The sequence below is a fragment of the uncultured Ruegeria sp. genome (assembly GCF_947500045.1).
Classification (GTDB): domain Bacteria; phylum Pseudomonadota; class Alphaproteobacteria; order Rhodobacterales; family Rhodobacteraceae; genus Ruegeria.
Genome location: NZ_CANMQQ010000004.1, coordinates 310,457 through 323,413 on the forward strand (window position 1 = coordinate 310,457; position 12,957 = coordinate 323,413).

17 protein-coding genes are annotated in these 12,957 nt (G+C 57.3%); 8 read left to right on the forward strand and 9 right to left on the reverse strand.

The features are described 5' to 3' along the window. Positions 1 to 3 precede the first annotated feature (3 nt). From Q1B46_RS09685 to Q1B46_RS09695, 3 genes are read right to left on the reverse strand one after another with little or no spacing between them, the layout of a single operon-like run. Positions 4 to 612, reverse strand: a complete 609-nt coding sequence (locus tag Q1B46_RS09685; protein ID WP_299947413.1) for a hypothetical protein — start codon at positions 610 to 612, stop codon at positions 4 to 6. A 4-nt stretch (positions 613 to 616) separates the two neighbouring features. Further along, positions 617 to 1,585 (reverse strand): KpsF/GutQ family sugar-phosphate isomerase, encoded by a 969-nt coding sequence (locus Q1B46_RS09690; RefSeq protein ID WP_299947415.1) that lies wholly within the window; start codon positions 1,583 to 1,585, stop codon positions 617 to 619. Beyond that, positions 1,582 to 2,196 carry a ribonuclease D gene (locus Q1B46_RS09695; RefSeq protein ID WP_299947418.1) on the reverse strand — a complete coding sequence of 205 codons (615 nt, stop codon included), beginning with the start codon at positions 2,194 to 2,196 and terminating at the stop codon, positions 1,582 to 1,584. The genes Q1B46_RS09690 and Q1B46_RS09695 overlap by 4 nt, the downstream gene beginning before the upstream one ends. 133 nt (positions 2,197 to 2,329) lie before the next feature. Here Q1B46_RS09695 and Q1B46_RS09700 point away from each other — a divergent pair, with 133 nt between their 5' ends. The 8 genes from Q1B46_RS09700 to Q1B46_RS09735 all read left to right on the forward strand — a co-directional run bounded on the left by Q1B46_RS09700 (position 2,330) and on the right by Q1B46_RS09735 (position 9,472). Next, complete coding sequence (locus tag Q1B46_RS09700; RefSeq protein WP_299947421.1) at positions 2,330 to 2,587, forward strand: metal-sensing transcriptional repressor; 258 nt, start codon at positions 2,330 to 2,332, stop codon at positions 2,585 to 2,587. A 3-nt stretch (positions 2,588 to 2,590) separates the two neighbouring features. Next, the gene (locus Q1B46_RS09705; RefSeq protein WP_299947424.1) at positions 2,591 to 3,910 is read left to right on the forward strand and encodes an MFS transporter; all 1,320 of its coding nucleotides are present in this window, start codon (positions 2,591 to 2,593) and stop codon (positions 3,908 to 3,910) included. A gap of 57 nt (positions 3,911 to 3,967) precedes the next feature. Beyond that, positions 3,968 to 4,396, forward strand: coding sequence for an Lrp/AsnC family transcriptional regulator (locus tag Q1B46_RS09710; RefSeq protein WP_299662453.1), 429 nt, complete (start codon positions 3,968 to 3,970; stop codon positions 4,394 to 4,396). Between the two features lie 72 nt (positions 4,397 to 4,468). Beyond that, the gene (locus Q1B46_RS09715) at positions 4,469 to 5,146 is read left to right on the forward strand and encodes a transglycosylase SLT domain-containing protein (RefSeq protein WP_299947427.1); all 678 of its coding nucleotides are present in this window, start codon (positions 4,469 to 4,471) and stop codon (positions 5,144 to 5,146) included. Positions 5,147 to 5,155: 9 nt separating this feature from the next. Further along, the gene (flhA, locus tag Q1B46_RS09720) at positions 5,156 to 7,243 is read left to right on the forward strand and encodes a flagellar biosynthesis protein FlhA (protein ID WP_299947431.1); all 2,088 of its coding nucleotides are present in this window, start codon (positions 5,156 to 5,158) and stop codon (positions 7,241 to 7,243) included. Beyond that, a complete protein-coding gene (locus Q1B46_RS09725; RefSeq protein ID WP_299947433.1) occupies positions 7,240 to 8,013 on the forward strand; it encodes a flagellar biosynthetic protein FliR in 774 nt (257 codons plus the stop codon). Before flhA ends, Q1B46_RS09725 begins: the two co-directional genes overlap by 4 nt. Then, on the forward strand, positions 8,010 to 9,098 hold the full coding sequence (locus tag Q1B46_RS09730) for a flagellar type III secretion system protein FlhB (protein ID WP_299947435.1): 1,089 nt from the start codon (positions 8,010 to 8,012) through the stop codon (positions 9,096 to 9,098). The genes Q1B46_RS09725 and Q1B46_RS09730 overlap by 4 nt, the downstream gene beginning before the upstream one ends. Next, on the forward strand, positions 9,095 to 9,472 hold the full coding sequence (locus tag Q1B46_RS09735) for a hypothetical protein (RefSeq protein ID WP_299947437.1): 378 nt from the start codon (positions 9,095 to 9,097) through the stop codon (positions 9,470 to 9,472). The genes Q1B46_RS09730 and Q1B46_RS09735 overlap by 4 nt, the downstream gene beginning before the upstream one ends. A gap of 44 nt (positions 9,473 to 9,516) precedes the next feature. Here Q1B46_RS09735 and Q1B46_RS09740 read toward each other — a convergent pair whose 3' ends face one another. The 6 genes from Q1B46_RS09740 to Q1B46_RS09765 are packed head-to-tail and all read right to left on the reverse strand — an operon-like array spanning position 9,517 to position 12,956. Then, a complete protein-coding gene (locus tag Q1B46_RS09740) occupies positions 9,517 to 10,011 on the reverse strand; it encodes a flagellar basal body-associated FliL family protein (RefSeq protein ID WP_299947439.1) in 495 nt (164 codons plus the stop codon). 11 nt (positions 10,012 to 10,022) lie between these two features. After that, a complete protein-coding gene (gene flgH / locus Q1B46_RS09745; RefSeq protein WP_299947441.1) occupies positions 10,023 to 10,754 on the reverse strand; it encodes a flagellar basal body L-ring protein FlgH in 732 nt (243 codons plus the stop codon). Further along, positions 10,754 to 11,167, reverse strand: a complete 414-nt coding sequence (gene flgA / locus Q1B46_RS09750) for a flagellar basal body P-ring formation chaperone FlgA (protein ID WP_299947444.1) — start codon at positions 11,165 to 11,167, stop codon at positions 10,754 to 10,756. The genes flgH and flgA overlap by 1 nt, the downstream gene beginning before the upstream one ends. Next, positions 11,167 to 11,952, reverse strand: coding sequence for a flagellar basal-body rod protein FlgG (gene flgG / locus Q1B46_RS09755; protein WP_299662428.1), 786 nt, complete (start codon positions 11,950 to 11,952; stop codon positions 11,167 to 11,169). The genes flgA and flgG overlap by 1 nt, the downstream gene beginning before the upstream one ends. Positions 11,953 to 11,973: 21 nt before the next feature. Beyond that, positions 11,974 to 12,684, reverse strand: a complete 711-nt coding sequence (locus Q1B46_RS09760; RefSeq protein ID WP_299947447.1) for a flagellar hook-basal body complex protein — start codon at positions 12,682 to 12,684, stop codon at positions 11,974 to 11,976. Continuing rightward, positions 12,684 to 12,956, reverse strand: a complete 273-nt coding sequence (locus tag Q1B46_RS09765) for a flagellar biosynthetic protein FliQ (RefSeq protein ID WP_299662423.1) — start codon at positions 12,954 to 12,956, stop codon at positions 12,684 to 12,686. Before Q1B46_RS09765 ends, Q1B46_RS09760 begins: the two co-directional genes overlap by 1 nt. Position 12,957: the final 1 nt, after the last annotated feature.

A 12,957-nucleotide genomic window follows, 5' to 3' on the forward strand; every position in this document is an offset into this window, starting at 1 on the left:
AAGTTATCTTTCTGCTTTTTGCGGCTCGTATATCAGCTTCACGCCGCCTGTAAAAAGAATATGGACGGGCCCGTCCTTTTTTTCAGTCCCAAAGATCATTCGTCCAGCGGTAAAGTCGCCAATCGGACCGGTTCCGTCAATCTGGCCAGGGCTGTCGCCACGGATTTCATCCAGAGATGTATTCAACAAGTCGGTTGTCACCTGAATGCCATCCGCAGTTGTGATGACCACATCCCCGGCAAAAGTCGCGGTGCCCTTGTCGGGCCGGATCATGCCGGTATTAGATTCAAGCGTGATCTCGCCACCGCTGCTTAACTCAAAGCGCCCCTGAACCTCGGAGGCGGTGGGGGTTCCCTCCTCACCACTTTGGCTGGCGCGGCGTGCTTCGACCCTAATCTCTTCGCCCTTACGGGTCACTCCTTTGTAGTCGGGGCGGCTGACAACCTGATCGGTCAACCGGTCGTCGACATCCTGATCCCCGAACGGGGCCGAGACATTGGTGTCGATGCTGCGGGACAGAAGAAAAACAGAAGAAAGCAACAAAATCGCCACGAGCGGTAACAGCACCTTCAGGAACTGCACCCAACGGGAATGGCGATCGACCTCAGCCATCTCTTTAGCCCAGACCTACGCGCAGGCAGTCGTGAATGTGAATCAACCCCTGAGCCTGCCCCGGAACTTCAGGGTCGACTACGAATAGCGATGTGATCTTACGATCGTTCATAATTGCGACGGCTTCTTCCGCTAATGCGTTCGGCGCGATTGTGGTCGGATTCTTGGTCATCACCTGAGCAGCAGCATTATCCAACAACCCGTCCATGTGACGTCGCAAATCACCGTCTGTGATGATTCCAACCAGCTGTCCCTGTGCGTCAGCCACTCCGGCAACGCCAAACCCTTTCTGGCTGATCTCGATCAGGGCATCGCTCATCGGTGTGTCTGATGAGACCAGAGGCAGTGCTGCTCCCGAATGCATCAGATCACGCACCGTGCTGAGCCGTGCACCCAACTTGCCACCGGGGTGGAATGCACGAAAATCTTCCGGCTTGAAATCCCGATACTTCATCAAAGCAATTGCCAACGCATCGCCCATTGCCAGCGTTAGCGTCGTCGAGATCGAGGGCACCATACCAAAGCCACAGGCCTCTCCCATCGACGGGATCAGCAGATGTACGTCGGCCTGTTTCATCAGGGTGCTTTCCGGTTTGCTGGACAGACCAATCAACGGAATGCCGAACCGGCGAGTAAAGGCCAGAAGGTTGGCCAACTCGGGCGCTTCGCCTGAATTAGAAATCGCCAATACGACATCACCCTTCGAGACCATACCAAGATCACCATGGCTGGCCTCGGCCGGGTGGACGAAATAGGCAGGTGTGCCTGTGCTGGCCAGCGTGGCCGCGATTTTGTGACCGATATGGCCGGATTTTCCGATGCCGCTGATAATGATGCGCCCGGTCGCTTGCAGGATCAGTTGAACGGCCTCGGCGAAATGCTCGTCCAGGCTTTCGGCGAGGACGTCCAGCGCGCGGGCCTCATCAGTGATGACCTGGCGGGCAGTGTTCAGAAAGGGCTCGGTATCGGTCATGAGTGTGCAAAAATATCGGTTTCGGGCCAGCCTGCGAGGTCAAGCTTCGCACGGGTCGGCAGGAAATCAAAACAGGCCTGCGCCATTTCGATCCGGCCTTCGCGGGCCAGCCGCCCGTCCAGCGCGCCACGCAATTGGTGCAGATACAAAACATCCGAGGCAGCGTAGTCCAACTGAGCCTCGGTCAGCGTTTCTGCCCCCCAATCGCTCATCTGTTGCTGTTTCGAAATGTCGACGCCGAGCAGTTCCTGACACAGGTTCTTCAGGCCGTGACGATCCGTGTAGGTGCGGATCAGACGGCTGGCGATCTTTGTGCAATAGACCGGCGCCGCAAGCGCCCCAAAGGCGTGATACATCGCTGCGATGTCAAAACGACCAAAATGGAACAGCTTCAGCACGTTGGGATCTTCCAGCATCGCACACAGATTCGGTGCCGATGATTGGCCCTTTTCGACCTGAACGATGTGACAGTTTCCATCCCCACCCGACATCTGGATGACACACAACCGATCCCGGTGCGGATTCAGCCCCATGGTTTCGCAATCAATGGCCACAACCGGGCCCATATCCAACCCATCGGGCAGATCGTTCTTATACAGGTAATTCGCCACGCCGACTTCCTTTGTGCGGTCTCGTCCCCGAGATAGGAGGTTTCGCAGGCAAACTCAACGCTATCGGCTCATATGTGGTTTTTGACCGGCGACCATATTGACAATATCCCCATGGGGGGGATTAGGATAATGCATGCCGACACACCCCCACAAATCGCACCCGCAGATCACAGCGCGCCTGAAACGCGCGCATGGGCATCTGGCCAAGGTAATCTCTATGCTCGAAGATCAGGCCCCGTACTCAGATATCGCACAGCAGCTTTATGCCGTGGAGAAGGCAATCACCAATGCCAAGCGTACGCTGATCCATGATCATGTTGAGCACTGCCTGTCCGGTGGGGCGGATGGGGATACCATCGAAGACTTCAAAACCATAACCAAGTACCTCTGACCAATGCTCAGCGTCCTGACAAACCGCACCTATCGACATTTGCTGGCGGCCCAGATCGTGGCGCTGACTGGCACCGGGCTCGCAACCGTCGCGCTGGGTCTACTCGCCTTTGATCTGGCCAGGGAGTCGGCTGGGTTGGTGCTGGGTGCCGCACTGACTATCAAGATGGTGGCCTATGTCACCGTCGCCCCCCTTGCCGCCGCCTTCGCCGAGCGGTTGGACCGGCGCAGAATGCTGGTGGTGTTGGACCTCGTGCGCGCGATCGTGGCGCTCTGCCTGCCGTTCGTTACCGAAATCTGGCAGGTTTACGTGCTGATATTTGTCCTGCAATCGGCCTCAGCCGGGTTTACACCGGCCTTTCAAGCCACCATCCCAGACGTTCTGACCGACGAACAGGACTATATCAAAGCCCTTTCCCTATCGCGGCTGGCATATGATCTGGAAAGCCTGCTGAGCCCGATGCTGGCCGCCGCCCTGCTGCTGTTCGTCAGCTTCAACAGCCTGTTTCTGGGCACCGGTATCGGCTTTGTCGCCTCTGCTTTGCTTGTGGTATCAGCTACCCTGCCCTCACCTAAACCATCCGAGCCGCGCGGTATCTATGACCGCACCACTCGCGGTATCAAAATATATCTTAAGACCCCTCGCTTGCGGGGTCTGCTGGCACTGAGTTGGAGCGCGGCGGCGCTGAGTTCAATGGTGATCGTCAATACAGTCGTAATTGTGCGCAGCGATCTTGATCTGTCTGAGAGCGCCGTGGCCATTGCCCTGGCCGGGTTCGGCGGCGGTTCGATGCTGGCAGCCTTTGCCCTGCCTCGGCTTCTAGCGAAATTCCCTGACCGCCGGGTCATGCTGAGCGGCGCGTTGCTGGCAACGGGCACCATGGCAGCGGCAGCAGTTCTTTCTATCACCATACCAATGACACTGGGTTTGCTGACCGCAACATGGGTGTTGGTTGGTTTCGGGTATTCCAGCACGCTGACACCCTCGGGCCGCCTACTGACCCGCTCTGCCCATGCCGAAGATCGGCCCGCCATCTTTGCGGCCCAGTTCACGCTTTCTCATGCTTGCTGGCTGGTACTTTATCCGTTGGCCGGTTGGCTGATGACCCGCTTTGGCGTCTCGGTTGCCATGGCAGGAATGACCGCGGCTGCGATCCTGGGCCTTGTTCTAGTGTTCAGGGCTTGGCCGCGCACCGACGAAAAGGCGGTGATCCACAACCACCCTGACCTTCCCCAAGATCACCCGCATCTTTCCGGGTCGAAACCGCACGCTCATCCGATCGTCATTGACGATTTGCATCCCCGCTATCCGAGGGAGCCTTGAGCCAGGGCACCGAACTACTCTAAACCGGAACAAGCACTGCCCGAACTCGGAGCTCAAATGGATCAGCTTGATCGACGCATCATCGCCGCCCTGCAGCACAATGCGCGCGACTCGACGACGCGTATCGCCACAATGCTGGGCGTCGCCCGGACAACAGTGCACGAACGCATCAATCGTATGGAAGAGCGTGGCGTCATCGCAGGCTATTCCGTCGTGCTGCGCGAAACCGAAGACACGCCTCGGGTACAGATCATCGTCCTGCTGGAGGTTCAGCAGAAAGAAACCACGCGCATCATCAGGCGGCTTGAAGCATATCCCGAAGTTAAACTCTGCCTGTCTATCAACGGCGAATTTGACCTGCTGCTTTCAGCCGAAGCGCCGCGGATCGAAGACCTCGATATTTTAGTCGATGAACTGGCGCGCATTCCCGGTGTGTTGCGTACCAATACCAGCGTTGTTTTCGGTCGGAAAATCGACAGGAACTGAGGTGCGCTAACCCTCTGTAAACAAGTGGTTGGTTAGCTTGGCCCGGATTGATCAGAATCCCGGACCGGCAGAATGCCAATTCACAGACTCCTCATCGCGGCGCTTTGGGTGCACGTATTTCTGGCAACGGCCGGGCACGCGACATCCATAGCAGCACTGTGTGATCGCGCCGCGCGACGGGCAGCACAGGCAGAGGGTGTACCGCTTGACGTGCTCCGGGCGATTACCCGCGTGGAAACAGGCCGTGCATTGGACGGGAAGCTGGAACCCTGGCCATGGACCGTCAATCGTGAAGGACAGGGATATTGGTTTGCCTCTGAGATTGAGGCCAAATCATATGTGTTTGAAATCTTCAAAACCGGTGTGCGCAGCTTTGATGTCGGCTGCTTTCAGATCAATTATCGCTGGCATGGCAAGGCTTTCCGTTCCATCGATGCGATGTTCGATCCAGACGAAAACGCGTCCTACGCGGCGCGGTTTCTGGCGCAGCTTTATGCGGAACTCGGATCATGGCCCGCCGCCGCCGGCGCTTACCATTCACGCACGCAACGCCACGCGACCTCGTATTCCGACCGTTTTCAGACGGTGCTGGCACAGCTGAGCGGTTCAAACGCACGCATTGGACGCGATCCATTTACCACCGCCGCAAACCCGCTCATCCCACTGAACGCAAACCCTGCTGGCCAGAATGCGCTGGGATCTCTGGTTCCCGGTACTGACACCCCCACCGCGTTCATCGCTTTCAATTAGGAGCAGACAGTGCCCCGTATCGATCCCCGCTCGTTGTTTTCGCCGACCGTGCTGCTGGCGATGGCGCTGATGGCGGTCATCGTGATGATGATCCTGCCGATGCCCGCCTGGGTGCTGGACGTGGGGCTGGCGGCATCGTTCGCGCTGGCGATCCTGATCTTCACCCTGACCCTGTTTATCGAGCGGCCATTGGATTTCTCGTCCTTCCCGACCATCCTGTTGGCCTCTCTGATGTTGCGTTTGTCGCTGAACGTGTCCTCAACCAAGTTGATTATCGGTCAGGGGCATACCGGTACCAACGCGGCTGGCGACGTGATCGAGGGCTTTGCGCAATTCGTCATGGGCGGCAGCATATTTCTGGGCCTTGTCGTGTTCGGCGTGCTGTTGATCGTGAACTTCATGGTCATCACCAAGGGTGCCGCCCGTATGGCCGAGGTGGGCGCCCGGTTCGCGCTGGACGGGATGCCCGGCAAACAGCTTGCCATCGACAGTGACATGTCTGCCGGGGCCATAGACCATCAACAGGCCAAAGAACGGCGCGAGCGCGAGCAGCAGGAAACCACCTTTTTCGGCTCGCTCGACGGGGCGTCGAAATTCGTCAAAGGCGATGCGGTTGCTGGGCTGCTGATCACGCTGCTCAACCTCGTCATGGGATTGGTCATGGGTGTCATCGTGCATGGGATGCCGGTCTCCTCTGCCTTCGAAACCTATGCAATTCTGACTGTCGGTGACGGGTTGGTGTCGCAGATACCTGCTGTGATCATTTCTATCGCCTCTGCCTTGTTGTTGGCGCGTGGCGGGACCCAAGGCGCGACTGACAGTGCAATCTTCTCACAGCTGGGGCGCCATCCCGCTGCTCTCGGAACTGTCGCGGTTTTGATGGCGCTGTTCGCCTTGGTTCCCGGTCTGCCGTTCTTGCCCTTCATTCTGGGCGCTGGAGTACTGGGTTACGCCGCTTATTCTGGTCTCAGGAAACGCAGCGCAGACGAGACTGCAGCACAGACACCTGAGGCCGAGGCTGATACCCCCGTCTCGCAGGCCATCGGCGATATTCTGGATCTGGACGACGTGCATCTGGAATTTGCACCCGATCTGGTCAGCATGGTGTTGAACCCAGGCACCGGCCTTGATGCGCGGATCGCCAATATGCGGACCTATGTCGCCTCAAGCTTTGGCCTGATTTTGCCCGAGATCCGCCTGACGGACCGCGCCGATCTGCCAACCGGAACTTATGTCATCAAGGTGCATGGGGTTGAACAGGCGCGTGGTGTCCTGAACTCGGAACTCGTGCTGGCACTGGTGCAGGAGGGGCATGATTTTCTGCCCGACGGCACCGATGTGACCGAACCCGTCTATGGCGCCCCCGCACGCTGGATACTGCCGAAGGATCAAGAGGCCGCCGCGCTAAACGGGGCCACGATCGTCACCCCGCCTGAAATTCTTGCAACCCATTTGCTTGAGATCATCAAACAGAATTTCTCGCGCCTGTTGACGCTGAAATCCCTGCGCCGCCTGTTGTCCGAGATGACGCGGCTCAGCGATCCGACCCGGGCCGAAGCCAACCGCAAATTACTGGACGAACTGATCCCTGATAAAGTGCCGATTGACACGCTGCACGCGGTTTTGCGGCTGTTGCTCGACGAAAGGGTCTCGATCCGGAACATGGCCCTGATCCTTGAAAGCGTGGCCGAAGCGCGCCTGACCACCACCCAACCTGAGGGGATCTGCGAACTGGTCCGCCAGAGGTTGGGTTTTCAGCTAGTCGCCGACATGAAACGCGAAGACGGCTCGATCCCGTTGATCCAGCTTGCACCGGAGTGGGAGGACACGTTTGCCACTTACCAGATTGATGCTCCGAACGCTGGCATGGACGTGGCGTTGCCGCCCAACCTGTTCAACAAGCTTGCTGATGGGGTGGTCGATAGCGTGGCAAAGTCAGCAGATCACGGATTGTTCCCGGCTGTTGTCACCTCGACTCGTCGTCGCCGGTTGCTGAGCACGATCATGCACGCACGTGGCATCGCCAACCCGGTTCTGTCCTTCGAGGAAATCGGGCTTGAGGCACGGCCCGCATTGGTCGGAACGGTACCCGCGTGATCTCGGTCCCAGCAGAGCTGTTGCCATATCTGGGGCATAACCTGTGGCATCTTTTCGCGGTTTTCCTTCGGGTGTCCGCGCTGGTTTCGCTGTTGCCCGCCTTTGGCGAGCGCAGCATCCCGACCCGGGTCAAATTAGCAGTAGCCCTAGCGTTCACACTGATTGTCGTACCCGCCATTCCTACGGCAGAGGTTTCGCCGGGTCTTCCCAACATGGCGGGGTCGATCTGTATTGAAATTCTGATCGGCCTTATGCTTGGTATCGGATTACGCCTGTTTGTCCTTGCTCTGCAAACTGCAGGCTCTATCGCTGCGCAGGCGACATCATTATCGCAAATCCTGGGCGGAGCCGCCGCTGAGCCTGTTCCCGCAATGGGATATTTGCTGACATTGGCCGGTTTAGCGCTGGCGGTGCTGCTTGGTCTTCATATTCGTGCCGCGCAGTTCATGATTCACAGCTACACTCTATTTCCGATGGGTACGTTGCCAGCAGCACCCGACCTATCGCAGTGGGGTGTCACCCGGGTTGCGCGTAGCTTTGGGCTGGCTTTTGCGCTGGCGATGCCATTTGTCATCGCCTCGCTGATCTACAACCTTGCGCTGGGTGTAATCAACCGCGCGATGCCCCAGCTCATGGTTGCTTTTGTCGGTGCGCCAGCAATTACTTTTGCAGGCCTGTTCCTGCTGTTCGCCGGGACACCTCTGATCTTGTCAACCTGGTCTGATGCTCTTTTTGCCTTTCTGCAAAATCCACTTGGTGGTCAGCGATGAGTGCATCAGACGACGACAGCGACAAGTCGTTTGAAGCGACACCGCAGAAGCTGGAAAAAGCGCGCAAAAAGGGCGAGGTGGCAAAATCCAATGATCTGTCGGTGGTCGCCGCCTATGCGGGGCTGCTGATCGCGCTGTTCATCGCAGGAAAATACGTGACAGAGCATTTGGGAAGCCTGTTTGTTGTGCTGATTGACCAATCAGACCAGTTTGCACTTATGCTGACTGTCGGACCGGCGACACCCACAGTGGCAGGCATTCTTAAATCGACATTGGCTCCGATCGCGGCATTGTTCGTTGTCCCGGCCGCAGCGATATTGCTTAGCCTGATTGCCCAGCGCGCATTGATCTTTGCCCCGGACAAGCTGAAACCACGTGCCTCGCGCCTGTCGATCATCTCTAACGCGAAGAACAAGTTTGGCCGGGGTGGTCTGTTCGAGTTCGCCAAGAGCTTTGTGAAACTGCTGATCTACGGGACCTGCCTCGCCTTGTTCTTGCGTGCAAACCTGCCAGAGATTCTAACGGCCAGCGCAGCGCCGGCACGATCTTCGATCCTGTTGATGATGAACTTGCTCATGCGCTTTCTTTTCATCGTCATCACGATTGCATTGGCAATCGGCGTTGTTGATTATCTGTGGCAACATGCTGAACACATGCGTAAAAATAGAATGTCGCGCAAGGAAATCCAGGATGAGACCAAGGATTCCGAAGGCGACCCACATGTCAAACAGCAAAGGCGCCAGCGTGCACAGGAAATTGCGACCAGCCAGATGATGGCAGATGTGCCCAAGGCGGACGTTGTAATCGTCAACCCGACGCATTACGCGGTTGCTTTGAAATGGACACGCGCGTCCGGTAGCGCACCGGTCTGCGTCGCCAAAGGCGTCGACGAAGTCGCCGCAACGATCCGCGCGACAGCCGGAGACGCCGGTGTCCCGATTCATTCGGACCCTCCGACAGCGCGGGCGCTGCACGCCACCGTCGAAATCGGCCAAGAGATTGCCGAAGAGCACTATCGCCCTGTTGCTGCAGCAATTCGGTTTGCCGAAGCCATGCGCAAAAAGGCCAAGGGGCAGGTCGGATGAAGTATGATCGCCTGACCACTTTATCGACCGTGGCCGAAGCGGTTTTTCAACGAGAACACCAAAAACTCCGGCCCTTATTGCAACGTGAGGCCCAGATACTCCGGCAGCTGTCCCGACTTGAGGCTCAATCGATGGATATGAAATCAGCCAGTGCAGGGACCGATGGCTACCAGATTACCGGCGCTGACTTGGTATGGCACAGCTGGGAAGAGGCCACACGACGAAAGTTGAACATCGAGCTTGCGAGGTTGCGATCGCAAAAGCTTGCCGCGATGGAGAGCTTGCGAGGGGCGTTTGGGCGCAAACAGGCCGTTTCCGAACTGGCACGTCGCCTGCACGCAGACAGGCGACGCGTGGTCCAATCAAAACCCTAAGCGGCGTGAACAAAAGCGGTGAATTTAGTTCAAAGTGGACCTGGTCAGGTATCCTGACGGCTAACGCTCATAATCAGAACCTGCGATACATCCTGCCCCAGATCCTTTTTCGCCACCTCCAACAATGCCTCGCGCAGTGCGGCAAGGTTGTCTGATTGCGTGAAAGCCCCGTCGAACCCGCCGATATTGGCATGATCGAACAAAACCTGCAAAAAACGGTCCCTTAACTTTGGTTCAATCTCATAAACCGCCTCGGTAATCCCGGGACGTACTTCAAGACTGAGGGACAGGACAACCAACGCTGAAATCTCATCCTCGGAAACCACCGGAACTACGAACTGTTTCGTGAGTTTCAGATACTCATGCGTTGCTGGCGCATCGTCTTTCCCGGGGTCAGCCTTTTCTTTCTTATCCTTTTCAGACGTCTTCTGGACCTCACCTTGATCGGCCTCTTTCTTTGCTGGCACCAGAATCAGTCTGGCGCCAACGCCAATTGCCAACCCAACAACCAGAAATACGACTGGTATCAGCTTTCCCATAATTCCAGTCCTCAGAACGGCAGCAGAGTGTCTAGAATTTGCTGGCCATAGCGCGGTTGCTGCACATCCGTGATCTGACCCCGACCACCATAAGACACGCGCGCGGTAGCGATCTTGTCATAGGTGATTTCATTCTGGCGCGAGATATCTTCTGGACGGACATAGCCCGATACCAACAGTTCCCTGAGCTCAAAATTCACCCGCAGCTCCTGCGAGCCCGAGATCGAAAGAACACCGTTGGGAAGCACGTCGATCACGGTTGCCGCCACACGCAAGGTCAGTTTTTCTTTGCGCTTGACCGACCCCTTACCCTTGCTGACCGAGGCCGAGTCTATCGATACGGCATCGTCAAACGAGGCCCCCTCTGGCAAGCGGTCTGAGGCGCGTTGTGGCAAACCGAATAGATCTGGTACTGCAAGGCTTTCAGACCCTGCACGCGAGCGGTTGGTATCGTTGGATATTTCAGCCTTTTCATCCAGCTCGATCACAACAGTAAGAATGTCGCCCTTTTTCATGGCCCGCTGATCGCCCAGTAACGAGCGCTGTCCGCCACTCCACAACGAGGATTGGTCGACCGTTCGCTGCGGCTGACTGTGCAGAGGAAGCCCCGGCCACAACATCGCCACATGTTCGGGTGAGTCCGTGTTTGGCGTCAGGCTGGGCGGCTTGCCGAGATGGTCCAGACGACCGCAGGCTGAAACACTCAGAACGACAAATATCAGGGGTTTTGTAAGTCTCGGCATCAGTTGACCTCAATTTGACCATCCGGACGAATAACGCCCGATATTGTAGTGCGGGACGCCAGGTTCATGACGCGGATGCGGTCTCCGACAGCACCTCGACCCAATGCGCGCCCCTCAGCGGTGATCGAAAGCACGGCGCGGTCGAACACCAGTGTCACCAGATCGTTTCGATCCACGATGGCTGGCGGGCCAATGTCGGCAGGACGGATTGGTCGCCCTGGGTAAAGCGCGACGCGTGCCTCTTGGCCGATCAACGCTTCGGGGTTTTGTACTGCCCCGGCAACCTCACTCGCTTTGATTTCCAGGTCCGATGCCGCGATGACTTCTTTGGCGCGGATCGTCCGGGTCGCAACAATTATCTCGGCCAAGGACGTGAATGGGACCAGACACAGGATCAAGATCAAAAACCGCATCAGCGCACCTGCGTGGTAGCGCCCATCATCTGGTCGACGGCGCTAATAACCTTGGCGTTCATCTCATAACCGCGCTGCGCTTCGATCAGCTCGGTAACCTCGCGCACAGCATCGACCGAGCTATCCTCGAGGTAACCCTGCCGCAGCGTTCCCAATCCGTCCTCGCCCGGCGTCCCAACAACAGGGGCTCCTGACGCTTCGGTCTCCTTGAACAGGTTGCTGCCTACGGCTTCCAAACCTTTGGCATTCGAAAAGCTGGCGAGTGTGAATTCACCCAGCAGCTGCCCCTCAGCCGTATCGTCGAAATAGGCATAGACTTCGCCCGCAGCATTGATCGAGATCGATCTGGCATCGTCCGGTATTGTAATCTCAGGTGCAACGGCAAAACCATCGGAGGTCACGATAAGCCCTTCTGCCGATCGTTTCAGACTGCCGTCACGGGTATAGGCCGACTGCCCATTGGGCATCGTTACCTCAAGATAGCCGCGCCCTTCGATGGCGACATCCAGATCACTGCCCGTCGCCGAGAGCCCGCCCTGTTCCAACTGAACGGTGACCGCAGCCGGTCGCACGCCCAATCCCAACTGGATACCGGTCGGAAGAACCGTTCCATCCGAGGCATTGACCGCACCGGCACGCGCCATCTGCTGATAGTGCAGATCCGCGAATTCGGCCCGGCGAGTATTGTAACCGGTGGTGTTCATGTTCGCGAGGTTGTTCGAGATCGTCTCGACCCGCATCTGTTGCGCGGTCATGCCTGTGGCCGCGATTTTCAAAGCACGCATTTGGTTTTCTCCTTCAGGTGATCAGCGCATCAATGCTTTCAGCGCCCCGCGAACGCGTTCATCTTCGGCCTCAAGAAAGCTCTGCCCAAGTTCGTATGCCCGTTGAACCTCGATCATCCGGGTCACCTGGCCGACTGCATTGACGTTCGACCCTTCAAGGAACCGGTGCAGGACAACAGGCTCGTCCATCGGATCAACCTGTCCGCCGGGGCGGAAATGGGTGCTACCCTCACGCACCAAATTCTGCGGGTCAGCAACGCCGTAGACACCGATTTGACCCAGGATCTGGCCGTTGACGCTCATCGTGCCATCGCTGCCTACATCAATCGTGTCGGCATCGGGCGGGACGAAAACCGGGGCACCGTTGCTGTCCATAACCCGATGGCCGTCCATCGTGACCAGATCACCTTCGGCGTTGGGAGAGAAACTTCCTGCCCTTGTCAGGCGGTTCCCCGCAGGTGTTTCGATCATGAAAAATCCGTCACCTTCGATGGCAAAATCGAACGAACCACCTGTTTCTGTCAGCATGCCCTGCTGCAAAGAAGTGTTTCGCACCTGTGCCCGGCTGAGCGATAGCGAAGGATTTCCGGGCATGTCCCGTACAAATTCCGAAAAGACGACTCCTTGTTGGCGATAACCGGTTGTGTTTGCATTGGCGATGTTGTTGGCAACCATCCGCATCTCGTTCATCAGACCAGATTGGCGGGATAAGGTGACATAGGCGGTATCCATCAGTGACCTCCTGCAATAAGCGGGATCAGCGTCCCGGTGAAAAACGTGACAAGCGTCTGGGTCATGAAGCCCATCGACATCCAGAACACGACAACGATTGCGATCAGCTTGGGCACAAAGGTCAGCGTCATCTCTTGCACCGAGGTCAGGGCTTGAAACAGACCAACAGTAAGGCCCGAAACCAGTGCCACTGCCAGAATCGGCACTGATGTGATGACCGCGACCCAAAGTGCCTGACGGACGATGTCATAGAACAGACCTTCGCTCAGCATG